Source organism: Campylobacter concisus, assembly GCF_003048675.2.
Classification (GTDB): domain Bacteria; phylum Campylobacterota; class Campylobacteria; order Campylobacterales; family Campylobacteraceae; genus Campylobacter_A; species Campylobacter_A concisus_F.
Genome location: NZ_CP060707.1, coordinates 1,268,038 through 1,291,382 on the forward strand (window position 1 = coordinate 1,268,038; position 23,345 = coordinate 1,291,382).

Consider the following 23,345-nt stretch of genomic DNA (forward strand, 5'->3'; position numbering starts at 1 on the left):
GGGCTTAAATTTGCTGCGCCAAAACCTTTTTAAACTCCTCGCTTAGCGTAACTTCAAGCGTTACAAGCGATACTCTCAGCCCAAAATCCTTTACCTTTACATAGTCTTTTTGTGTCATCAAAAGCGAGGTGGCGCCGTAGGTTTGTAAAATTTCGCTTAGCTCTTCTTTTGAAAAGTCGTAGTGATCAGGGAAAAATACCTGTCCCACGCACTCGCTAAAAAATGCCTCAAGGCGCGCTGGGTTTGCTATGGCGGTAACTAGCACCATTTTTTCGGTTTTATTTAAAATTTCGCTCTTTCTAAAGTGAGTTTGCCCCTCATGCGCTATAAAATCACCAAATTTATAAAAGCTAAATGGATATCTATAAGCCCCACTTGGCAGGCAAAGCTTTAGCTTTGGCTCTGGGTTTGGACGTACCAAGATGTCAAATTTAGCTATGTCAAATTTAGAAAACCCATCATCCAGTAAGATATACTTTGCGCCATGCTTTTTGGCGTAGTCTATGGCTACTTTTCTATCTTCGCTCACTATCACATTTGCGTTTTTGAGGCTTGTGGCATATATCATCGCCTCATCGCCACTTGCTGCCACGTCAAGTAAAATTTCGCCATCTCTTGCGACAACTTGCATGCCTTTGCTCTTTCTTTTATAGCCTCTAAGAATGATAAAAGCGCCCTCATAATTTTTAGCGATAGCGACACAAAGTGGTGTTTTGCCGCTTCCTCCAAGGGTTAAATTTCCAACGCTTATTATCTTTATGCCTAGATCTTTTTTTCGCGCGCTAAATTTCTTGCAAATAACGACTAGAGCATAGATAAGACTTAGTGGCAGAAGTAAAAATGCTAGTAAAATTTGAAAGAAATTTGGGCGAAAGAAGTAGTCATTCGCCCATGCGTGTAAAAGGATGTTAAATTTCTTAAACACGAGATTTAGAAATTTCTTTTACTGTGCTGCAGATGTATTGCACCTCTTCGTCGCTCAAACTATGATATATAGGTAGCGACAAGACTTGTTGATATGTCTTTAGAGCATTTGGGAAGTCATTTACTTTAAGCGAATATTTATTTTTATAATAACTTAGCAAATGTATCGGTATGTAGTGCAACGAAGTGTGAATTCCACGCTCCAAAAGCTCTCTAGCAAAGCTGTCGCGGTTTTTATTTATCTTGATGATGTACTGAGTGTAGATGTGCTCGCGTTTTTTGACTGGAGTTGTGATGTTGTGACACTCTTTAAGCTCTTTATCGTAAATTTCAGCGATCTTTTTTCTACGTTTTATAAGCTCGTCTGTCTTTTCAAGCTGAGCGATAGAAAATGCCGCATTTATCGAGTTTATGTCATATTTTAAACCGATATCAACGACGTCGTAGATGTAGCTTAAACTACCAAATTTATCTATACCATTTACAAGGGCATAGTTACGAAGTAGTTTTGCTTTTTTATAGACCTCTTCGTCATTTGTCGTGAAAAATCCAACTGTTGAGATAGGATTTTGCACGCGTGAGTTTGTCTGAAAGCATGACAAAAACGAGTCTGAACCGACTTTTTTGCCATTATAAGTTAGTCCTATGCCTCGGTTTGCATCATCTAAAACGACTATGCCATATTTTTCGCAGATAGCCTTTATCTCATCAAGTCTAGCGCTTTGTCCAGCGATGTGTGAGATAAAAGCACATTTTAGTTTCTTGTGATTTTGCTCTTTTAGCACCTTTTCAAGGGCTTCTGGGCTGATGTTAAAATCCTCTTCATCGATATCAACAAAGATAGGCTCGGCATCAAAATGTCTAACAGCCTGAGCCACGCTAGGGAAGGCATTTACTGAGCAGATGACCTTATCACCGCGCTTTGTGTCCATCGCGCTTAGAGCCAGATGATGCGCTGCTGCGATGTTGTTTGTAGTGATAACAAATTTAGCACCAAAGTACTCTTTTAGCTTTTCTTCAAATTTAGCAACCGTATCGGTGGTATTTTCAGAATGCAAAGCCTCTTCGATAAGCTCACTCTCACGCTCAGTGATAGTTGGTTTGTAAAACGGAATTTCTCTCATCTTTAATCCTTTAAATTTTCACTATCAACGGCATTTGTCGTTTAAACCTGTTTGACACAACTCTATTTTCTATATCCAAGACCGCTTTTAATCCAAACTTTTTGATGGCTTGCTCCTTGTTATTTTCTAAATTTTGTAAAATTTCATCAATGACAGCGTAGCTGTAACCTATGTCGCCCTCGTCACTTTGCCCATCCCAAAGATCGGCTGAAGGTGCTTTTTTGATAAAATTTTCATCAACACCAAGATGTTTTGCAAATTCAAAAATTTCACTCTTATAAAGCTCTCCGATAGGATTTATCGCGCACGCCAAATCCCCAAATATCGTGCCATAACCAAGCATAAGCTCACTTTTGTTGCTTGTGCCGATGACTAGAGCGTTTATACTAGATGAATAATCATAAAGCAAGCTCATTCTAACTCTAGCTGCTAAATTCCCTTTTCTTAAATTGCTTAAATTTACATCTATCGTTTTGTAAAAGGCATTTAAAATGCCCTCTATGGACAAAACCTTATATTTTATGTTTAGTTTTTCGCATAAATTTAAGGCGTCGTCCATATTTTGTCTGTTTGATGATGCTGTTGGCATAATGAGTGCATGAGTTTCATCTGGCTTTGCTCTCGCACAAAGTGTCGCAACCACAGCAGAATCAATACCGCCGCTTACTCCTAATAGTAGTTTTTTACCTTTAGTTTTATCTTTTAAGCTAAAAACTAAGGTTTCTTCTATTTTTTGATACCCCTTCATTGTCCCTTTGCCTAAATTTGCTTCCTTTTGCAAAAATTATACTAATTAAATTTAAAATTTTTCTTTAAGTTTAAGTAAAAAGATGTAAATATTTAAGAAATGATAAATTTAAGGTAAGAAATGAGAGTAATGCATAAAAGTTTTGGCGATTTTGGGACAAATTGCTACATCGTTACCAAAAATGGCTCAAGTTTAGTGATAGATCCAGGCGATGGGGCAAAAAAATGGGTTTTGCAAAATGCACAAAATTTAAAGGCGATACTTTGCACTCATGGGCATTTTGACCATATTTACGACGTGAGCGAGCTAAAAAATGAGCTAAAAATCCCAGTTTATATCAATAAATTTGACGCTTTTATGTGTGAGAGTGACATTTTTGGCTATATGAAAAACACCTTTGTGCCAGATGTTTTGGCTCAAGGAGATGAGAGCTTTGTAGTGGGTGACTTTTCTTTTAAATTTCATCATTTTCCAGGGCATACGCCAGGCTGCTCGATGATAGAGATAGATGACGCGATCTTTAGTGGGGATTTTTTATTTAAAGGTAGCATCGGACGCTGGGACTTTCCATATTCGGATAAAAATGAGATGCTAAAAAGCCTAGAAAAATGTAAAAATCTAAAGGGTGACTTCGCACTTTATCCAGGACACGGCGAAAGTAGCACGCTAAAAGCCGAGCAACAAGAGCTTGATAGATGGGTGGAGATCGTTAAAAGATCTTGATTTTTTGGGTGCGGCTAAATTTTTGCATTTTAGAAATTTATACTTTTTATCTTATAAGATGATGTCGTGAGCGTGTGCTAAGAAGTGTTTAGAAGTTTAAATTTATAGATTAAATTTAAAAGAGCAAGGCAAGCGCCCTGCTCTAGGAGTTTTACTCGACTTCAGCGTCTATGACGTCGTCGTCTTTTTTGTTATTTCCGCCGTTTGCACCAGCGTTTTCATCTTTTTTATACATAGCTTCTGCTAGTTTGTGGCTAGCTTTGCTTAGAGCTTCTACTTTTGCATCGATTTGCTCTTTTGAAGAGTTTTCATCTTTTAGAACCTCTTTTAGATCATTTAGCGCAGCTTCGATGTTGCTTCTATCTTCAGCTGGGACTTTCTCGCCAAGCTCGCTCATGCTCTTTTCAGTTTGATGAACAAGCGCGTCTGCTTGGTTTCTAGCCTCAACTGCATCTTTGCGCTTTTTATCCTCTTCTTTGTGAAGCTCAGCATCTTTTACCATGCTATTTATCTCATCTTCGCTAAGACCGCTTGATCCTGAGATAGTGATGTTTTGGGCTTTGCCAGTAGCTTTATCTTTTGCTGAAACGGTTAAAATTCCGTTTGCGTCGATGTCAAATTCAACTTCGATTTGAGGCACGCCTCTTGGAGCTGCTGGGATGCCCTCTAAGTTGAAGTTACCAAGTGATTTGTTATCCCTTGCAAACTCACGCTCACCTTGTAAAACCATGATAGTAACGGCACTTTGGTTATCTTCAGCAGTTGAGAATACTTGACTTTTCTTAGTTGGTATAGTTGTGCCTTTTTCGATGATCTTAGTCATCACGCCACCAAGTGTCTCGATACCAAGGCTAAGTGGAGTAACATCAAGGAGTAGAACGTCTTTAACATCGCCTTTGATAACCGCACCTTGGATCGCAGCACCGATAGCCACGACTTCATCTGGATTTACGCTCTTATTTAGCTCTTTGCCAAATGCCTTTTTAACCTCTTCTTGAACAAGTGGCACACGAGTTGAACCGCCAACCATTACGACCTCTTTGATGTCACTCTTGCTTAGGCCTGCATCTTTGATGACTTCATTTATCTTAGTGATAGTCTCGCCAACAAGTGAGTCGATCATGCCTTCAAATTTAGCGCGAGTTAGCTTTTTGACAAGGTGTTTTGGACCAGTCGCATCAGCTGTGATAAATGGTAAATTTATCTCAGTCTCTTGAGCTGAGCTTAGCTCTTTTTTAGCATTTTCAGCTGCTTCTTTTAAGCGTTGAAGCGCCATGATATCGCCTTTTAGATCGATACCAGTTTCGTTTTTAAACTCACTTACTAGCCAGTCGATGATCTTGTTATCAAAGTCATCACCACCTAAGAATGCGTTACCGCCAGTTGCCAAAACTTCAACGATGTTATCGCCAGTTTCAAGCACTGTAACGTCAAATGTACCGCCACCTAGGTCATAAACTAAAATTTTCTCAGCCTCTTTTTTATCAAGACCATACGCAAGTGCCGCAGCTGTTGGCTCGTTGATGATACGAAGCACGTTTAGACCAGCGATCGTTCCAGCTTCTTTTGTAGCCTTTCTTTGGCTATCGTTAAAGTATGCAGGCACAGTGATAACCGCGTCTGTCACGCTCTCGCCAAGATATGCTTCAGCGTCTTCTTTTAGTTTGATAAGAATTTTTGCTGAAATTTCTTGCGGAGTATAGACCTTGCCAGCGATCTCAACCGCGCAAGCACCATTTCTATCTACAACATGATATGGCAAGCGAGCCTTTGCCTCTTCAGCATTTTTTTCATTGCTCATCAAACCCATGATACGTTTGATAGAATATATCGTTTTTTCAGGGTTTGTAACTGCTTGACGTTTTGCAACATCACCTACTAGAATTTCACCTTTGTCTGTAAAAGCAACAACTGATGGAGTTGTGTTTTTACCCTCTTTGTTTGGGATAACCTTGCTCTCGCCGCGCTCAAAAACGCTCACACAAGAGTTTGTTGTACCTAAGTCTATACCTATAACTTTTGACATATTTTTCCTTTATTAGATTTATTTTTTTAAATTTAGTTTGCCACACTGACCATAGCTGGGCGCAAAACCCTACCATTTATCATATAGCCTTTTTGCAAAGCTTGCACGATCTGACCGCTTTGCTTCTCCTCGCTATCAACCCTTAAAACGGCATTATGCACATTTGGATCAAACTCGGCATCAGTTGCGATCTCGCTCACGCCATGCTTTTCAAAACATTTCTTAAACTGATTTATCGTTATCAAAATGCCCTCTTTGATCTTTTTAGCAAATTCATCATCCTCTGGGTCAAAATTTGCAGCGATCTCGAGCGCGTCGATGACTGGTAGCAAGTCCCTTGCAAATTTCTCATTTGCATAGCTTGCAACGTCTGCTTTCTCTTTTTCATAACGCTTTTTGATATTTTCAAACTCAGCATTTGCTCTGTAATATTTATCAGTGATCTCGCCAAGCTCTTTTTCGAGCTTCTCCACTTTTGAGATATCGCTAAGTGCATCTAAATTTACGCTATCGTTAGCTGCCTCTTGCACAGGCTCGACCTCAGGTAGATTTTGCTCTTTTACCTCTTCGCTCACGCGGCCTCCTTTATTAGATTTATAAATTTCACATAATCAGTATAAACACTGCCAGCGCAGATCATCTGCGCCTCACTACCAAGGTAGTTTGCTTTAAATTTAAGCCCCATGTAATTTTCATCAAACATAGGAGAAAATGTAAGTTCTTCATCCATCTGCAAGCTAAAACTTGGGTCAAAAACCATCTTAAAGCTTCTATCCTTAAACATATCAAAGGCTAAAATTTCATTTTCTTGGAAGTAAATTTTAGTCCTTTTAAGCTCTCTTATCTTGTTTTTTAGTTCGCTTAAGCCAACTTGAGAGCAGATAAGCTCAAGCTTGTCTAAGCTAACTCCGATAAGGTTGTTTAAAAATTTATAAGTCCTGGCATCAAATTTAATAGCAATCTCATCGCCACTAAAATTTAAAACCAGATATCTATCATTTAAATTTAAAATTTCTAGCAACTCCTTGTCGATCGTGCCAAAAATCATACAATAAAGCTCAAACTCATCACAGAGCATCTTTAAGCTTCTTGGATCATTTATCTCTAAATTTATGTCGTTTTCGCCAAAAATTTCGCTCCAATATCTCCTCATCGCAGCGATAGTTGGGATCCTGCCGCCACTAATGTGAAGTTTTGTGATCTCACCCTCATCTGAAAGCTTTTTGAAATAAACACGTATCGTAGATGCCGGTATCGCCATACTCATGCGAGAGCCAAGCTCATTTGAGCCAATAGGCGCATTGTCCTGCAAATAGGCTTCAATGATAGAATTTAGTATCAAATCGCGTTTATTTGTTTTACTCACTTTTAGCACTCTTTCTTTTTAATTGCTAAGCGGATTATACAACTTTAGTTTATCAATGTCAAGTATATAAGTTAAAAAAATTTATTTATATATATTTAGCCTATATAACTAAACTTTTCTAATGCCTATAATATAAGCTTTGCGTAAAAAGAAATAAAATTTAAAACAAAATAAGAAATTTAACTTCAACATAAAAACCCGAAATTTCTAATTTTATTCAAAAATTTAAAAGCTTTTTATACGTTTTAACGTATATTATAAATAATTTTTAGTATATTTAATACTTTATTTTGATATTTATATACTATTTTACATTATTTATATAATATTTTAGGTATATTTAATGATAAATAACGTATAATTCTTCAATGATTGAAACAAGTGATATATTTAATTTGCTTCACAATGCAGTTGAGGCAAAAAATATCGGTAAGAAAATTTCACAAGCAAAAATGGCAGAGGATCTTGGCGTGCCTATGAGGACATATCAGGACTGGAGGCTTGGTAACTCAAAGCCACAAGCTGCTGCTGCTGTTTGCAAACTGCTATGTGAGCTTGATGACGATGAAATATTATTTGTTGTCAATAAGATGAGAAAATTGCTAGGAAAATAGATGGAAAATTTAACACAAAAAGAGAGAATCGACCTTGAGAGCGTTTTTGCAGCCATTTGCACTAAAAAAGAGTCAAAAATTTTAGTCACTTATAAGGATATATGCTCGGCTGCGGCTTCAAAATTTCATGTAGTTAAAAACAAGATCAAAAAAGCAAGAGAAAAAAGAGCCAAAATTTAGTATTTTTGGCTTTAAATTTAAGCGTTTTGATAAGGGCTATAAATTTAGGCTTTTATCAAAACAAATTTCATCCTACCTATTTATATAGGGTTTTGCTCCACTTATCTTAATGAGCATCTATCTTGGCTACCAAATGGTGGCTCCAATAGCTAACCCTAAATTCTTCAAATTTAATGTCACCATTCTATTTTATCCGCTTCTTTATTGCGTATTCTTTTTACATTTCTTATCTATAAACTTGGAGAGTTTTTCGCAAGGTCAATGAGTAAAGACGGGCTAAATAGAATGGAATTTGAAATTTCAGAGCTTGCAAAAGCGATTGGCTTTAACGTCATTTCAAAAGATAGAAACCCAGCTTGGAAACCTATAAATGATAAATTTGCAAACGATATCTTAGAAGAGCTTAAAATTTATAAGCCAAATGCAAGGATAACAGCTGTGCATGCAGGTCTTGAGTGTGGAGTGCTTTTGGAGAAAAAAGCAGGTCTTAGTGCATGTTCAATAGGACCAAATATCTACTCACCTCACTCTACAAGAGAGCACTGCGAAGTAGCTTCTGCGCTTTTTATCGAAAAAGTCGTTCGCGGTATCGTTAAAAAATATAACTCTTAAAAAAACAAAATTTGCTAGAAATTTCTAGCAAATTTTATATTTCAAAGCATCTAAACAAATTCACCTGTACGCACGAGCAAATTTATATTATTTTCCAAACTCATAAACGATCTTGCCACTTTTTATAGTAGTAGTCGCTGCGCCTTTTAGCTTTTTGCCAAAGAGTGGAGAATTTACCGATTTTGAGCGGTTTATCTTCTCGTCATAAACGTACTCGATCTCAGGGTCTATCACCGCGATATCAGCTAGCATGCCCTCAGCAAGTCTGCCTTTATCTTTTAAATTTAGCATCTTAGCTGCGTTTGTAGATGTTAGCTCCACCATGCGCTCTAAGCTTATAACGCCCTCATTTACGAGCTTAAGAGTGAGTGGCACAAGGGTTTGAAGTCCGATGATACCAAATGGCGCCTTGTCAAATTCCACTATCTTTTCGTCCGTGTGGTGTGGGGCGTGATCGGTGGCGATAACGTCTATAAGGCCGCTTTTTAGCGCCTCTCTTACCGCTTTTACGTCGCTTATCTCACGAAGTGGTGGCGACATTTTGAAATTTGTATCGTAGGCATTTTTCAAAATTTCATCGTCGCTAAAGCTAAAGTGGTGAGGTGTGGCCTCGCAAGTGATGTTTATGCCCTCTTTTTTGCCCATTTCGATGATCTTTAGCGAGTACTCTGAGCTTACGTGAGCGATGTGGATGTGCGCTTTGGTGAGCTTTGCGAGCAGCATATCACGGCTCACTGCGATCTCCTCTTTCTCTCTTGCCATACCGCGAAGTCCGAGTATGGCTGAGACCTTGCCCTCGTGCATGACGCCCTGCCTGCAAAGCGAGCAGTCCTCTGAGTGGCTTATACAAAAGCTGCCAAACATGCTTGAATACTCAAGTGCCGCTCTCATCACGCTTGAGCTAGTCACTGGTAGGCCATCGTCGCTAAATGCAACTGCTCCAGCTTCTATAAGATCGCCCATTTCGACGATCTCATTGCCGCCAAGCCCTTTGCTAATGGCTGCGATCGGTAAAAGATCGATCAGCCCGCAGTTTTTGGCCTTTTCTATCATCGCCCTTGTGATTGAAGCATTGTCGTTTACTGGGTTTGTGTTAGCCATGCAAAGGCAGGTGGTCACTCCTCCAGCTACGGCCGCTTGCGAGCCTGAGATGATGTCATCTTTATACTCTTGACCAGGATCGCGAAAATGCACGTGCATGTCGATGAGCCCTGGCATGACTAGCTTATTTGTAGCGTCTATGACCTTATCAGCCTCAAATTTCTCACTTCCGATTTTAGCTATTTTGCCGTTTTCTATTAGGATATTTGCCTTAAATTTCTCGTCGCTATTTACGATAGTGCCGTTAATTATTGCTATTTTCATTGTTAGCCCCTATTTTTTGCAAGCGTATTTAGTATCGCCATTCTTATAGCAACGCCGTTTTCAACTTGATTTAGTATGACTGAGTGTGTGCCATCAGCCACGTCTGAATTTAACTCCACACCCCTATTTATCGGTCCTGGGTGCAGCACGATCGCATCAGGCTTTGCTAGCTTTATCCTATTTTTATTTAGTCCAAAAAATTTCGAGTACTCCCTCGAGCTTGGAAATGCCACGTCTGCACCGCCACGCTCTAGCTGGATGCGAAGCATGATGATGACGTCGCTACCCTCGCAAGCCTCTTCCATATTTTTGCAAATTCTAGACTCAAAGACCTCAGCGTCTTTTGGCATCATCATCCTTGGCGCAAAGAGCTTTAAATTTATGCCAAATTTCTTCATCGCCCAGATGTCAGACCTTGCCACGCGGCTTCTAGTGATGTCGCCGATGATCGCCACGTTTAAATTTTTATCCAAAATTTTGCCGTGCTCTCTTAGTGTGAAAAGATCAAGCAGCGCTTGGCTTGGGTGCTCATTTGTGCCGTCTCCTGCATTTACGACGCTAGCTTCTGTCCTATCAGCTGCAAATTTCGCCGCTCCAGAGCTTGGGTGACGAAGCACAATGATGTCAGTTCTCATAGCAGCCATGTTATTCATCGTGTCATTTAGGCTCTCGCCCTTTGTCACGCTCGAACTTGATGAGCTAAAATTTATCGTATCGGCTCCAAGCCTCTTTGCTGCGATCTCAAAAGAAGTTCTAGTTCTTGTCGAGTTTTCATAAAATGCGTTGATCGTGGTCTTTCCACGAAGGTAGTCATTTTTTTTCACTTGGCTTAAATTTAGCTCCTTAAACTCTTTCGCTGCCTCTAGAAAATATAAAATTTCTTCCTTGCTAAGCTCTCTAGTTCCTATCAAATCTTTATGTTTGTAGCCCATTTTAAGCCCTTTTTGATCTATTTTGTTACAAAGTCGCAAGCTGGTTTGTAGCCATTGTCGCAAGCTTTTTTAAACAAAGCTTTTGCCTTCTCTTCGCTTTTTGCTTCATTATCATCTTTATCTTTTATAAGTCCATAAGCTGTCATTTCGCCTAGTTTTTCGCAGGCCATGCCCTCACTTTCGTCACACATTTTTGTAAAAATTTTCTCAGCCTGAGCTCTATCTTTTGCCACGCCATCGCCGTTAAATAGCATGATCGCATTCATCGTGCAAGCTTTTTTCTCGCCCTCACCGCAAGCTTTGTTAAACGCAAGATAGGCCTCGTTAAAATTTTTCTTCGCATAAAGCTCATTTGCCTTGTCTAAATTTTCATTTGCCATTGCATTTAACGCAAAAAGTGCCGCTGCAAAAACTAAAATTTTCTTCATATTTTCTCCTTATTTAAATAACTTTGGATGGTGTTTTTTCATATATTCAACTATCTCTATGACCTCGTCGCTACCGCTAGCGTCAGAGTTTTCTAACGCATCGTCGATGCACTCGACATAGAGATTTGCCGCCTCTTCAAGCTTATCTTTTTTCACGCCAGCATAGTAAAACATCGCCTCAAGCACCATGCTAAGCTCGTAGCTAAGCTCCTCTACGCTTACCTCTTCTTCTTTCATATCTCCTCCTGTGTTTTTTTAGTTATCAGATCAACTATCTGTGCCTTGATAGGCTCATAGCTAAAGCCATCTTTGAAATTTGCAAACAAGCCACCGCTAGCGTTCACGTGTCCGCCGCCACCAACTAGGTGTTTTGCCATGGCGCTAACGTCAAGCTTGCCATTTGCGCGAAAGCTTAGCGTTTTTTTATTTGTCACGTCGATAAAGAAGTCAAATTCAGGATTTGCCACTAAAAAGTCGTTGCCGATAACCGAAACGTTGCCGACATTGTAGGTTAAAATTCCTTTATGATCTTTATAGCTTATGCTAAATTTCTCTTTATTTTCACTAAGTTTTTTGACGACGTAGTTTGAGATCAGGTTGCTTAGCGTATCGTCCTTGTCCTCTTTGAAAAATGACTTTTTAATGGCATGCACCTGCATGTCAAGGCCGATATAGTCGTTTTTCTCGTTAAAAAATTTGCTAGCTTCTTTTAAGATGTGATCCATGTAAAGGTTGTTTTCAGCTTCAAACATCACCTTATTTATCTCTTTAGCGTTTGCCACAAGCCCCAAGCAGACCTTGCCCATCTCGAAATTTTTATCATCTTTTAGCCAGATATCCACTGCATTTACGACATCACTAAAAATTTCAAGCTCTTTGTTTTTGCCAAAAATACCCGCAAAAAAGTCATAAGTGATCTTTGTAGCACACCTTGAACTATCCAAAAAGTACCACGAGTAAGCGCTCGCGCACTCAACACCACTTTGGTGATGATCTAGCAAAAATAGCTTTATATTTTTACCCTCTATCATCTCCTCAAAGCTCTCACACTGAGCTAGGCTTAAATTTAGATCGGTGATTAAGATGACGTTTTTACTATCATTTGAGGCATCTATCTCATCTAAAATTTGAGCAAATTTATCATCTATCTCTCTGCCGTAGTTTGAGTTTAGAAATTTCACATCTTTGAAGTAAAAATTTGTTATGTATTGTGCGCCGTATCCGTCAAGATCGGTGTGTGAGAGGTGATAAATTTTCATCGTTTTCCTTTATAAATTTTCTATTTCTATGACGCCAACCGTTTCAAATGGCGTATTTGCCGAGATCTCAGCAAAGCTTAGTACTACTATGTCGATGGCAAAATTTGCGCAGATATTTGCTATAAATTTGCGAAGGCTTGGCTCCACGCAAAGCACCATTTCTCCGTGTTGGCTCATCGGTCGTTTCTCTTTTTCACGCCTAAGTGCTTGCACGATCGATGATGTCTGAGCTACGTTTATCATCAGATGATAGGCTCCGTCTTTATACTGCACCGCATCCATGAGCTTTTGCTGTGCGGCGGTGTCTAGGATATAAAAATTTAGCTGGCCCTTTTCATCTACATAAAGCGAGGTGATGACACGTGAAAGTGCTGCACGCACGTGCTCGATGATCATGTCTAAATTTTTGCTAACCTCGGCGATATCGCTGATGGCTTCAAGTATGCTAAGTAGGTCTTTGATCGGGATATTGTCTTTAAGCAGCGTTTTTAAGACCTTTTGGATCAAATTTATAGGTGCGATCCTTAGCGTATCCTCGACCACGACTGGGTAGTCGATCTTTAGTTTGTCTAGTAAATTTTGCGTCTCTTGGCGAGTTAGAAGCTCGGCTGCGTTTTGCTTGATAAGCTCGCTCATGTGCGTTGAGATGACGCTTGCAGGATCAACTATCGTGTAGCCGCTAAGTATGGCGTCCTCTTTGACACTAGCATCGATCCAAAGAGCGTCCAGCCCAAAAGCTGGCTCTTTAGTAGGAATTCCCTCGATATCTTCGCTCACTAGTCCACTATCCATCGCTAGAAATTTATCCGCATAAATTTCGCCCTGACCGATCACGATGCCCTTTAACTTAAAGCGGTACTCGTTTGGTGGTAGTTGAAGGTTGTCGCGTATCCTTATCTTTGGCATCAAAAAGCCAAGGCTTGAAGCGATATTTCGCCTCATAGCGCGAATTCTCTCGATTAGATCCACATCAGCTAGCTTTAGTAGGCCATATCCTAGATCAAGCTCTAAAATTTCAAGCTTTAAGATGTCATTTATCTTTGTCTCTTCTTCTCTTGCGATCTCTTCGTCGCTCTTCTTTGGTGCCTTAGCAGCCCCACCACTCGCAGCTGCTGCTCCTGCCCCACTTGGCGTAGCGGCTCCAGCCTTTTTAGAAGCCGTTTTCTCTTTTGGCGCAAGGTTTAAATTTAGCCCGCCATCTTTTGTCTGCTTGATGATGTAGCCAAGCCCCAAAAATAGCAGCGCGATAAAGCCAAGAGATAGGGTTGGAAGTCCTGGGACAAGAGCAAACATAAATAGTATGAAGCCCACTATCAGCAAGGTTTTATAATCGCCTAATAGCTGATTTAGCGTGCCCTCTGCAAAGTCCTCGTCGTCTTTGCTAGCTCTTGTGATGATGATAGCAGTCGCTGTTGAAGTGATAAGTCCTGGGATCTGGCTAACTAGGCCATCGCCGATAGTTAGGATCGTGTAATACTGAGCAGATGTCGCCATATCAAGGCCGTGCTGAAACGAGCCGATAGCAAAGCCGCCGATGATGTTAATTATAGTGATGATGATGCCAGCGACGGCGTCACCTTTTATAAATTTAGACGAACCATCCATCGCGCCATAAAAATTTGCCTCGCCGATGATGGCTTGACGTCTTTCGCGCGCCGTTTTTTCGTCTATTAGACCTGCATTTAGGTCCGCATCTATCGCCATTTGCTTACCAGGCATCGCATCAAGTGTAAAACGAGCTTGCACCTCACTAACGCGGGTTGAGCCCTTTGTTACGACCATAAAATTTATGAGTACTAAGATACAAAAGACGATGGTGCCGATGACGAAGTTGCCGCCAACGACGAAATTTCCAAAGCTTGAGATGATCTCACTGACCGCTTCTGGGCCGTTGTGACCCTCACTTAAGATCATACGTGTGGTTGCGATGTTTAGCGAAAGACGAAAAAGCGTGATGATGAGAATGAGTGTTGGAAACGTGCTAAGATCAGTCGGCTTTGGTACGTAAATAGATATCAAAATAATAAGCACTGAAATCGAGATCGAAAGTGCTAAGAAAAAGTCAAGCACCGCACTTGGAAGCGGCACGATGATGATAGCAAGGATGGCAACGATGATGCCAACGATGCTAAGACTTTTAAATTTGACAATCGGCGCAAGAAACGGTGCGACAAGAGTCAAGATATTATTTTTTTGCTTTGCCAACTTTACTTCTTAACGATGTCACTTAGTTTTATCGCGTCAAGCATCTCGTCGATCTTGCCTTGAAGGCCGCTAAACATCGACCAAATTTGACAGCTTGAGGCTTTGTTTGACGGGCAGCCAAGTGCTGAAGATGAGCACTCAAAGACGCTTAGTTCGCGCTTTTCGGCGCATTCGATTATCTTTTTTATACTTAGATTTTCAGGTTCGCCGTTTAGTGCAAAACCGCCATTTGCTCCTTTAAATGACTTCAAAACTCCATCTTTTGCTAAATTTTGTAAAATTTTTGCCAGAAAACTTTTTGAAATTTTAAGCTCATTTGAGATCGTATCAACATCGACTGGCGATGATTTTTGAGATATTAAAATAAGCGAAAGTAGAGCGTATTCGCTTGCCTTTGTAAAAAGCATTTATCTTCCTTAACTCTTTAAATAGCCCTAATTCTATTAAATTTTTACTGCATTTTTCATTAATTTTTAAAAAGCGTAATTTTATCTAACTTTATGTTTTAAATGCTATAATCGCTCTTCCAAAATTCACCAATCAGGAGGTCATCATGGCTTTGGATTCGGCTAAAAAAGCTCAAATAGTTGCGAAATTCGCTAGAAAAGAGGGAGATACAGGCTCTCCAGAAGTTCAAATAGCTCTTTTAACAGCTAGAATAACTGAACTTACAGAACACCTTAAAATTTTCAAAAAAGACTTTTCGTCACGTTTAGGTCTTTTGAAACTAGTTGGTCAAAGAAAAAGACTTTTAAAGTATCTTAAAAACAAAGACTACGCTACATATTCAAAACTAATCTCTGAGCTTGGCTTAAGAGATAAATAATCCCACGGAGAGCGACCTGCTCTCCTTTTAAATTTCACTTTTACTTTCAAAATTTCTCTTTATTTTTATAGTTGAAACAGCTTGTCTCAAACTAAATTTAAATTTAATTTTTTATCTTTCAGCTTCTGTGTCAAATTTACACAATTTATTTCTTATTTGATAAATTTTAGAAATTCCTGCAAATTTAGCATATTTTTTAAATTACTATATATTCGGCTTTTTAATTTTTATATAAAATATAACTTAAAATTAAAATTTATTTTTTAAATAAAGAATTTTTCATAAAAGATTAAGTTTCGCACTAGTAATATTACTCAAAATAAATATGCAGAAAATGCATAATTAGAAGGAGAAAGTGATGAAAGAAGGCAAAGTCATCTGTCCTTATTGCGGGACAGGCTGTCAAGTAACCTTGCACGTGGAAAACAACGTCGTTCGTGCCGCTACTGGCGTCGAAGACAATCCAGTCAATCAAGGAAATTTATGTTTAAAGGGCTTTTATGGCTGGGACTACGTTGCAAGTCCAGACAGACTTACGAAGCCGCTTATTAGAAAGAAAAATGGAGTCTTTTCAAAGGACGGTGAATTTGAAGAGGCCAGCTGGGACGAGGCGCTTGATCTTGTCGTAGAAAAGATGAAAGAGGCAAAAGAGAAATACGGCCCTGACTCATTAGCAGGAAATTTCTCAGCACGCTGTACACTTGAAGACAACTACGTCGCTCAAAAGCTAATGCGTGCAGTCATAGGCACAAACAACGTCGACCACTGCGCTAGAATTTGACACGCTCCGACAGTAGCAGGACTTGCTAAAACAATCGGAAACGGAGCTGCCACAAATAGCTTTACAGAGATTGGCACTTATAGTAACTGTATATTAATGATAGGCTCAAACCCAGAAAATGGTCACCCAATCGCAGCTATGCACATCCAAAGAGCGCTAAACCGCGGTGCAAAACTGATCGTTATCGACCCTATCAAGACTGAGTTTGCAAGTAGAGCAGACATCCACTTGCAATTAGAGCCTGAGCACAATATCCCAGTTATCAACGCACTTCTTTACACTATCATTGAAGAAGGCCTTGTAAATGAGGAATTTGTAAGAGACCACACAATAGGCATCGAGTATGTCAAAGAAGCTGTAAAAGACTATGCTCCAGAGGTTGTAGCTAAATACACAAGGCTAAATCCAGAGGATATCAGAGCAGCTGCTAGAATGTATGCCACCACAAAACCAGCCGTCATCACTCACGGCATGGGCGTAACTCACTTCAACCACGGCGTTGGCGGAGTTTGCGATGTATCAAATTTATTCTTGATCACTGGTAACATCTGCGAGCTTGGCACAGGCGACTTGCCGCTTAGAGGTCAAGAGAACGTTCAAGGCTGCTGTGACATGGGCGTTTTACCAAATATCTTCCCAAATCTTGGCTCAGTCACCGACCCAGAGCAAAGAGCTTGGTTTGAGAAAATGTGGCACCTAGAGCCTGGATTTTTAAACTCAAAGATAGGTATCCATAAAACTGAAGTACCTGATGCGATCCTTGATGGCAGAGTGCATTTCTTCTGGACTATCGGCGAAAACCCAGTCATCTCTGAGCCAAATACAAACCACTTCTTAAAAGGCATCGCAAATGTCGATTTCTACGTGGTTCAAGATCTATTTTTAACTGAGACTTCACTAAAAGCTGACGTCGTTCTCCCTGGCGTTGCAAGTAGCGAAAAAGAGGGTCTTTACACAAACGCAGAGCGCCGTGTCCAACACAACGAAGCTGTCATCACACCTCCAGGTGATGCTAGACAAGACTGGTGGATCGTTTGCGAGATCGCACGTCGTTTGGGCGCAACAGAGGGCTTTAACTTTAACTCTCCAGAAGAGATTTGGGAAGAAGTTAGAAAATGCGACCCTAGACGCTACGGCGGTATGAGCTATTATAGACTTAAAAAATATCACGGACTTCACTGGCCATGCCCAACTGAAGATGATATGGGTGGTCAAAGCCTCTATCTTGATAAGAAATTCTTTACACCTGATGGCAAAGGTCGCTTTGTACCATGCCTATTTGTGGATAAAGCTGATGAGATCGAGAGCGCAAAACTTGAATTTGCTAAGAAGATGAATATGTCGCCAGAGTATCCTATCATGGCTGGTTCAGTCGATGAGAAGACTGACGCTGAGTATCCGATACAGCTTTTAACTACAAGAAAAGTTTATCAATACACAGTTGGCACCATGACAAGACGCTCACGTGCCATCGAAGAGGGCGGAGATAGCATCGGACCTATCGCTGAGATGAGCCCAGCACTTGCAGAAAGATACGGACTAAAACAAGGCGACTTTATCAAAGCTTGGAGTAGATACGGTTACATCGTCGTAAAAGCTGAAGTAACTGACATCGTGCCTGATGGCATCATCCAGATGACTTTCCACTACTGGGAGAGCTCTTGCAACGAGCTAACAAGCAGCGGTTGGGACTACATCAGTAAGACTCCGACATTTAAAGCAGCTATCCAGATCAAAAAGATCGATGAAGAGGAATTTTTACGAGTTCGAGAGCTAAAACGCGAGAAATTCCAAACTTCTAAGATCATCTACGATGACTTCCACCACCACGGAAACGCAGCGATAAATGAGTAAATTTAGCGGGTAACTCCCGCTAAATTTCTTTACTACTAAATTTAAATTTCTAGTTTTACAAATCCTAAGATATCACTTGTTTTTATATTTTTTTAATTAATTTTATAAGTTTCAAGCGATTATTAAGCAGATCAAAACTGATTTTTAGTCTTTAATTTTAAATTTTTATTATTTAAGCCATATCTATATTAGAAGTTTTTGGGGCATTAGTTTTATAAAGCATGCCCTAAATATTTGAGAATAAAATAGCTTTTTCAAAAGAGAATTTTACTTAAACGCCAAAAAGCTCATAAAATTTCCCCATTTAAATGTGCTCTCGACACGCTTAAAGCCAGCATTTAGGGCTAAGTTTCTATTTTCTTCTTCAGTGTATGGCACAAGCACATTTTCAAGCGCCTCTCTTTTTTGGGCGATCTCGTAGCGTGAGTAGCCTTGCGCCTGCTTGTAGTCCTCGTAAATTTCTATGACGCTTTTAGTAAGCTTTTTATCTTCAAAGATGATCTTTTCGCTAAACAAAAAAACGCCATTTTCATTTAGTCCGTTATAAATTTTTTGCACCAGATCAGCCCTTTTTGGTGGTCTTATAAACTGCAAAGTATAGTTTGCTAAAACCGCGTCAAAGCCCTCTAGCTCGCACTCTAAGATATCATCCAAGACAAACTCTATATCAGCCCCATAAGCTTTTGCCTTGTTTTTTGCATTTGCAAGCATCGCCTCAGAGTTATCCACGCCACTTAGCACGAGGTCGTTTCTAAGGTTGTTTAGCAAAAGTAGGCTATTTGCCGTAGAGCAGCCAAGATCGCACACTTTTGCTGATTTTGGCAAAATTTTAGCCAGTAACTTTGCGTTTAAATTTGAGCTAACGTCGTAAAATGGCACCGAGCGCGAGATCATATCATCAAAAACGCTCGCCACAAAGTCATCAAATTCAAACTGCTTGCTTATAGGCTCTTTAAAAATTTCATCTCTCATATACCAGCTCCATATCCGTCAAAGTATCTCATCGTCTCTCCAAAAAAGAGATCGCACACGCCCACACACTGCCTAGCCTCGTTTATATCGCGTTTTATCTGCTCTTTTAGCTCGCTAAGATTATTAAATTTCTTATTATCGCGCAAACGTTTTATGAAGCAAACAGCAACATGCTTCGTCACTTTTGGCGCGACCTCGTCTAGAATGTGCGTCTCGACGCTAAAATTTCCATCCGTGCTAAGCCTGTTGCCTATAAAAGTGACCGAGCCATAGGTGTATGAGCCCATCCTCGTTCTTGTCGCATAGACGCCCTCGCGCGGCAAAAGATAGCTTTTTATATCTAAATTTAGCGTAGCAACCAGCTCTTTTGCGCCGATGCCCTGCCCTTTTATCACGTTGCCCTCGATCGAGTACTCCCTGCCTATTAGCCTGTTTGCCTCATCGATGTTGCCTTGGCGTATCAGCTCTCTGATGGAGGAGCTATGCACGCCCATGCCGTCATAGCAAACCTCATCAACGACGACCACTTCTCCATCAAAAATCCTCTTCAGATCGTGCTTGTCCCACGCTCTGTTTCTGCCAAATCTAAAATCAAATCCAACAACGATCTTTTTTAAATTTTTAAAATCCCTCTTTAAAAGTGCGATAAATTCCTCGCCGCTAAGCCCTTTTATACTCTCAAAATCATACAAGAAGCAAGGATAGTTTGAGTACTCGGCTCGCTTTAGCTTTGGCGTGATGTTTGCCTTGTTTTTGTCGATGACGACAAGTCCGCCAAACTCGCCAAGCTGTTTTAGAAGCTGCTTGTGCCCCCTATGCACGCCGTCAAAGTGCCCGATCGCAACGGCAGTGATGTTATCTTTTGTTAAAAGCGTAGAAAAATTCGGCATTTCCTTCCTTTCCCTTGACCTCGCACTCTTTGCAGGCTATCAGTTCAAATTTCAAGCTACTTGCTAGCACTTCAAAGCGCTTCATAGCTAAATTTACAGCCTTAGCGTCGGTGACAACGCCTTTTTTGTTGCGTTTTACGCCAACGCCCACTTCAAACTGCGGTTTAAAAAGCGTTATGATGAGCGAATTTTCGCTTGCTAGCTCACAAATGGCAGGCAAAATTTCAGCCAAAGAGATAAAGCTCACGTCACAGGTTATGAGGTTAAATTCATTTTTGTGCGTTTTAGCAAACTCTCTGACGTCAGTTTTCTCATAAATTTTTACTCGCTCATCGCCTCTTAGGCTGGCATCTAGCTGATCAGTGCCCACATCGACGCCAGTCACGCTCTTTACGCCACGCTCAAGCAAAATTTGCATAAAACCGCCAGTTGAGCTGCCGATATCAAGTGCGTTTTTGCCAGCTAGGTTAAATTTCATCGCCTCTAAAAAGCTCTTTAGCTTCAAAGCGCCTCGCCCAACGTAAATTTCATCAAGCAGTGAAATTTTAGCCTCGCTAACCTCGCTTGAAACCTTGGTACAAATTTCGCCATTTGCTAGCACCTTGCCAGATTTTATAAGCTCGCTAGCCTTATTTCTACTTATGTTTAAAACGCTTGCGACGTAGTTATCAAACCTCAAGTTTTAGCCTCTCATATTCGCTCTCATCGATCACCAGCACACCTAGCTCATTTGCTTTATCAAGCTTGCTGCCAGCCTCCTCGCCAGCTAGGACGAAGTCCGTTTTTTTAGAAACTGAGCCAGAAACCTTCGCGCCAAAACTTTCAAGCTCCGCCTTTATCTCGTCCCTTGGGCGACTTAGCGTGCCAGTTATCACCACCGTCTTGCCACTTAGTGCGTTTGAGATGCTTTGCACCTGCGTCACGCTTGGCTGCACGATCTGACTAAGAGCTAAAATTTCGTCCCTATTTACCTCGGCAAAATCAATTAGGCTATTTGCCATCTCCGCGCCAAAGCCCTCAAACGAGACAAGCTCTTCAAAGCTAGCATCAAGCCAGCCTAGTCCAAAGCTACTTGCTAGCTTTTTAGCCGCCACTTCGCCGATGTGCTCGCAGCCAAGACCCGTGATAAAGCGCGATAGCTCCGCACCTTTGCTAGCCTCAATGGCATTTAAAAGGTTATTTACCTTTTTCTCTTTAAAGCCCTCAAGCGCCATGAGATCATCAAATTTAAGGCCGTAGATGTCTTTTATGCAAGCAATTAGCCCCTTGTCAAATAGCAAATTTACGATCGCATCGCCAAGGCCGTCGATATTTAGGCACTTTTTCGATGCGTAGTGAATTATTGAGCCCACCACTCTTGCCCTGCAGCTTAAATTTTGGCACTTTACAAAGACCCCTTCATCAAGCAGGTGCGAGCCACAAACTGGGCAAAATTTAGGCCTCTCGATCGCTTGCTCGCTGCCGTCTCGTCTATCTTTAAAAACCTTTGTTATCTTTGGTATCACATCTCCTGAGCGGATGATGCCTATGTAGTCGTTTTTCATGACACCAAGGCGCTCTATCTCGTCAAAGTTATGAAGGGTGGCGGATTTTACATTAGCACCATCGATATTTACCTCATCAAGCACGCCAACAGGCGTTACTACGCCGCTTCTGCCAACCTGAAGTGCGACATCTCTTAGCCTAGTCACCTTTTCAATGGCTGGAAATTTAAACGCCACCATAAATTTTGGAAATTTGACTGTGTAGCCTAGCTCTTCACAGCGCGCAAGGTCATTTACTCGTATCACCATGCCATCCATCATCACGCTCTTTGAGTCGCGATTTGCCAAGAGCTCGTTATATGCGGCCTCAAGCTCATCTTTTTTTAAAATTTTGAAAAATTCATCCCTCTCAAAGCCAAGATCTCGCACAAATTTCATCACCTCGCTGTGATCTTTTAGCCCAAGGCTCTGCTCGCCCACGCCCCAAGGTATGAAAAGTAGCTTTCTTTTTGCAGTAACCGCGCTATCAAGCTGTCTAAGGCTTCCAGCAGCTGCGTTTCTAGGGTTTGAAAGTGGCGCCTCGCCCTCTTTTGCGCGCTCTGCGTTTAGTAGCTCAAAGTCATCTTTTCTTATGACGACTTCGCCACGAATTTCAATGAGCCCCTTGTAGCTAATGCTCTTTGGCACCGAGCTAATGGTTCTTGCATTTTGCGTCACGTCCTCGCCTGTAACGCCGTCGCCTCTGGTTATCGCCCTAACTAAAACGCCATTTTCGTAGAGTAAATTTAGGCTCGCTCCGTCAAATTTTGGCTCAGTAACAAAGGTTAAGTTCTCTTTATCGCCACGCTTTAGCCACGCTTCAAGCTCGCCAAGACTAAAAATATCCTCCATGCTCCACATGCGCTTTATGTGGCTTGCCTTGCTAAAGCCCTCTTTTACGCCTCCGCCTACTCGCTTAGTCGGCGAAAATAGCGAAATTTCACTAGGATTTGCCCTCTCATATTCAAGCACCGCGTGATATAGCGCGTCATACTCCTCGTCGCTTGCAAGTGGCTCGTCCTCGTCGTAGTAGGCCTTTGCCCACGCATTTAGCGTATCTACCGCTTTTTCGTACTCTTGTTTTGTCATTTTTGCTCCAAATTTACACCGCATTTTATCTTAAACATACTTTACAAATGATCCAAATTTAACTCTCTCGCGTCACATAAATGGACATTTTTATAGACCTTTGCTATCTCGTCTCTAGCCCTCATCAGCGCAAAGCCAAGTAAATTTTGCCCTCGCCACTTCGTAGGATTGTGCGTATTTTGATCTTCAGCACTCATGCCTATGCCCCAAATTTTATCAACAGGGCTTGCCTCAACCAAAATTTTATCCTTTGTCGAGAGCAAAAACTCTCGCAGTTTGGCATTTTGGCTAAATTTTAGATAGCTCGCATTTAGCACGACGCCAAATTTGACCTCGTCCCAGACCTTAGCGTCAAAGCCCCGCACCTGCCTGCCAATCGCCTTCATCTGCGCTGGATCTTTGGCGGATAAAATTTGCTCCATAGCCTCGTCATCGCCAAAACACCGAGCCTTTTTAGCCATCATATATTGCTCGGCGCAAATGTATTTAGTTTCATCTTCACAAAAACTAGAGCTATACCACTGACTAAGGCAGCTTGCACTTAAATTTGCGCTCTTTTGATGACCCCAAAATAAGAGAAATTTATCCGACTTGCCTGCGTTATAGCGCTTTTTAAGCCATTTTAGATCATATCTAGGCTCGCACTCCCAAAGGTATATAACAAATTCATCCTTGATAAAAAGCGCGCTCTCATCAGAGCCTAGCCTCTCATCCCAGTATCCACGCCACGTCGCAGGCTCAGCAAAGAGCTGCTGATATTGACGTTTTTCATCTTGGCTTAGCGTTTTTAGCCAGCCATTAAATTTAAACTTATAATCCTCGCCAGCGCCCATCCTCCAGCCTATAGAAAATGGAGCAATCTGGGGAAATTTGATCCAAGGTGGCAGCAATAAATTTCTCATCT

Annotated in this window: 24 protein-coding genes; 6 read left to right on the forward strand and 18 right to left on the reverse strand. The window is 41.0% G+C overall.

Annotated elements, in window-relative coordinates:
• Positions 1–4 precede the first annotated feature (4 nt).
• The 3 genes from CVT00_RS06385 to CVT00_RS06395 are packed head-to-tail and all read right to left on the reverse strand — an operon-like array spanning position 5 to position 2,796.
• On the reverse strand, positions 5–925 hold the full coding sequence (locus CVT00_RS06385) for a tetraacyldisaccharide 4'-kinase (protein WP_107914918.1): 921 nt from the start codon (positions 923–925) through the stop codon (positions 5–7).
• A complete protein-coding gene (locus CVT00_RS06390) occupies positions 918–2,048 on the reverse strand; it encodes a DegT/DnrJ/EryC1/StrS family aminotransferase (RefSeq protein ID WP_107914916.1) in 1,131 nt (376 codons plus the stop codon). The genes CVT00_RS06385 and CVT00_RS06390 overlap by 8 nt, the downstream gene beginning before the upstream one ends.
• Positions 2,049–2,058: 10 nt before the next feature.
• The gene (locus tag CVT00_RS06395) at positions 2,059–2,796 is read right to left on the reverse strand and encodes an NAD+ synthase (RefSeq protein WP_107914914.1); all 738 of its coding nucleotides are present in this window, start codon (positions 2,794–2,796) and stop codon (positions 2,059–2,061) included.
• Between the two features lie 120 nt (positions 2,797–2,916).
• Here CVT00_RS06395 and CVT00_RS06400 point away from each other — a divergent pair, with 120 nt between their 5' ends.
• Entirely contained in the window at positions 2,917–3,519 is a 603-nt protein-coding gene (locus CVT00_RS06400) for an MBL fold metallo-hydrolase (protein WP_107914912.1), read from the forward strand.
• Between the two features lie 151 nt (positions 3,520–3,670).
• On the opposite strand, the gene dnaK is transcribed toward CVT00_RS06400, so the two are convergent.
• Genes dnaK through CVT00_RS06415 form a run of 3 tightly spaced genes read right to left on the reverse strand, consistent with a single transcriptional unit; the run spans position 3,671 to position 6,911 of the window.
• Positions 3,671–5,545 (reverse strand): molecular chaperone DnaK, encoded by a 1,875-nt coding sequence (dnaK, locus tag CVT00_RS06405; protein WP_103558619.1) that lies wholly within the window; start codon positions 5,543–5,545, stop codon positions 3,671–3,673.
• 32 nt (positions 5,546–5,577) lie between these two features.
• A complete protein-coding gene (gene grpE / locus CVT00_RS06410; RefSeq protein WP_103558620.1) occupies positions 5,578–6,120 on the reverse strand; it encodes a nucleotide exchange factor GrpE in 543 nt (180 codons plus the stop codon).
• Complete coding sequence (locus CVT00_RS06415; RefSeq protein ID WP_103558621.1) at positions 6,117–6,911, reverse strand: HrcA family transcriptional regulator; 795 nt, start codon at positions 6,909–6,911, stop codon at positions 6,117–6,119. Before CVT00_RS06415 ends, grpE begins: the two co-directional genes overlap by 4 nt.
• Positions 6,912–7,279: 368 nt before the next feature.
• On the opposite strand from CVT00_RS06415, the gene CVT00_RS06420 reads away from it, so the two are divergent.
• The 3 genes from CVT00_RS06420 (at position 7,280) to CVT00_RS06430 (ending at position 8,317) form a co-directional block, all read left to right on the forward strand.
• Entirely contained in the window at positions 7,280–7,525 is a 246-nt protein-coding gene (locus CVT00_RS06420) for a DNA-binding protein (RefSeq protein ID WP_009294123.1), read from the forward strand.
• Positions 7,526–7,705, forward strand: a complete 180-nt coding sequence (locus tag CVT00_RS06425; protein WP_107914910.1) for a hypothetical protein — start codon at positions 7,526–7,528, stop codon at positions 7,703–7,705.
• A gap of 261 nt (positions 7,706–7,966) precedes the next feature.
• Positions 7,967–8,317, forward strand: a complete 351-nt coding sequence (locus CVT00_RS06430; RefSeq protein ID WP_230853733.1) for a hypothetical protein — start codon at positions 7,967–7,969, stop codon at positions 8,315–8,317.
• Positions 8,318–8,404: 87 nt separating this feature from the next.
• Here CVT00_RS06430 and CVT00_RS06435 read toward each other — a convergent pair whose 3' ends face one another.
• The 7 genes from CVT00_RS06435 to CVT00_RS06465 are packed head-to-tail and all read right to left on the reverse strand — an operon-like array spanning position 8,405 to position 14,913.
• Positions 8,405–9,682: a dihydroorotase gene (locus CVT00_RS06435; protein ID WP_107914908.1), complete on the reverse strand. Its 1,278-nt coding sequence runs from the start codon at positions 9,680–9,682 to the stop codon at positions 8,405–8,407.
• A 2-nt stretch (positions 9,683–9,684) separates the two neighbouring features.
• Positions 9,685–10,614 (reverse strand): aspartate carbamoyltransferase catalytic subunit, encoded by a 930-nt coding sequence (locus tag CVT00_RS06440; protein WP_107914906.1) that lies wholly within the window; start codon positions 10,612–10,614, stop codon positions 9,685–9,687.
• 17 nt (positions 10,615–10,631) lie between these two features.
• The gene (locus tag CVT00_RS06445) at positions 10,632–11,042 is read right to left on the reverse strand and encodes a tetratricopeptide repeat protein (RefSeq protein WP_107914904.1); all 411 of its coding nucleotides are present in this window, start codon (positions 11,040–11,042) and stop codon (positions 10,632–10,634) included.
• Between the two features lie 9 nt (positions 11,043–11,051).
• On the reverse strand, positions 11,052–11,279 hold the full coding sequence (locus CVT00_RS06450) for a hypothetical protein (protein ID WP_002942640.1): 228 nt from the start codon (positions 11,277–11,279) through the stop codon (positions 11,052–11,054).
• Positions 11,276–12,301 (reverse strand): DHH family phosphoesterase, encoded by a 1,026-nt coding sequence (locus CVT00_RS06455; RefSeq protein ID WP_107914902.1) that lies wholly within the window; start codon positions 12,299–12,301, stop codon positions 11,276–11,278. Before CVT00_RS06455 ends, CVT00_RS06450 begins: the two co-directional genes overlap by 4 nt.
• Positions 12,302–12,310: 9 nt before the next feature.
• Complete coding sequence (gene flhA, locus CVT00_RS06460) at positions 12,311–14,506, reverse strand: flagellar biosynthesis protein FlhA (protein ID WP_103601767.1); 2,196 nt, start codon at positions 14,504–14,506, stop codon at positions 12,311–12,313.
• A 2-nt stretch (positions 14,507–14,508) separates the two neighbouring features.
• Positions 14,509–14,913, reverse strand: a complete 405-nt coding sequence (locus CVT00_RS06465) for an Rrf2 family transcriptional regulator (RefSeq protein ID WP_004317794.1) — start codon at positions 14,911–14,913, stop codon at positions 14,509–14,511.
• Between the two features lie 146 nt (positions 14,914–15,059).
• On the opposite strand from CVT00_RS06465, the gene rpsO reads away from it, so the two are divergent.
• Both rpsO and fdhF read left to right on the forward strand, forming a co-directional pair.
• On the forward strand, positions 15,060–15,332 hold the full coding sequence (gene rpsO / locus CVT00_RS06470) for a 30S ribosomal protein S15 (protein ID WP_021087762.1): 273 nt from the start codon (positions 15,060–15,062) through the stop codon (positions 15,330–15,332).
• 358 nt (positions 15,333–15,690) lie between these two features.
• Positions 15,691–17,967, forward strand: coding sequence for a formate dehydrogenase subunit alpha (gene fdhF, locus CVT00_RS10390; protein ID WP_080655749.1), 2,277 nt, complete (start codon positions 15,691–15,693; stop codon positions 17,965–17,967).
• Positions 17,968–18,234: 267 nt separating this feature from the next.
• Here the strand turns inward: fdhF and cmoA are convergent, their stop codons facing one another.
• The 5 genes from cmoA to CVT00_RS06505 are packed head-to-tail and all read right to left on the reverse strand — an operon-like array spanning position 18,235 to position 23,343.
• Positions 18,235–18,939 (reverse strand): carboxy-S-adenosyl-L-methionine synthase CmoA, encoded by a 705-nt coding sequence (cmoA, locus tag CVT00_RS06485; protein WP_103559142.1) that lies wholly within the window; start codon positions 18,937–18,939, stop codon positions 18,235–18,237.
• Complete coding sequence (locus CVT00_RS06490) at positions 18,936–19,829, reverse strand: bifunctional riboflavin kinase/FAD synthetase (protein ID WP_002939474.1); 894 nt, start codon at positions 19,827–19,829, stop codon at positions 18,936–18,938. The genes cmoA and CVT00_RS06490 overlap by 4 nt, the downstream gene beginning before the upstream one ends.
• Positions 19,795–20,508, reverse strand: a complete 714-nt coding sequence (gene tlyA / locus CVT00_RS06495) for a 23S rRNA (cytidine-2'-O)-methyltransferase TlyA (protein ID WP_103559141.1) — start codon at positions 20,506–20,508, stop codon at positions 19,795–19,797. The genes CVT00_RS06490 and tlyA overlap by 35 nt, the downstream gene beginning before the upstream one ends.
• A complete protein-coding gene (gene ligA / locus CVT00_RS06500) occupies positions 20,498–22,441 on the reverse strand; it encodes an NAD-dependent DNA ligase LigA (RefSeq protein ID WP_107914900.1) in 1,944 nt (647 codons plus the stop codon). The genes tlyA and ligA overlap by 11 nt, the downstream gene beginning before the upstream one ends.
• A 41-nt stretch (positions 22,442–22,482) precedes the next feature.
• Positions 22,483–23,343: an NADAR family protein gene (locus tag CVT00_RS06505; protein WP_103559139.1), complete on the reverse strand. Its 861-nt coding sequence runs from the start codon at positions 23,341–23,343 to the stop codon at positions 22,483–22,485.
• Between the last annotated feature and the right edge of the window lie 2 nt (positions 23,344–23,345).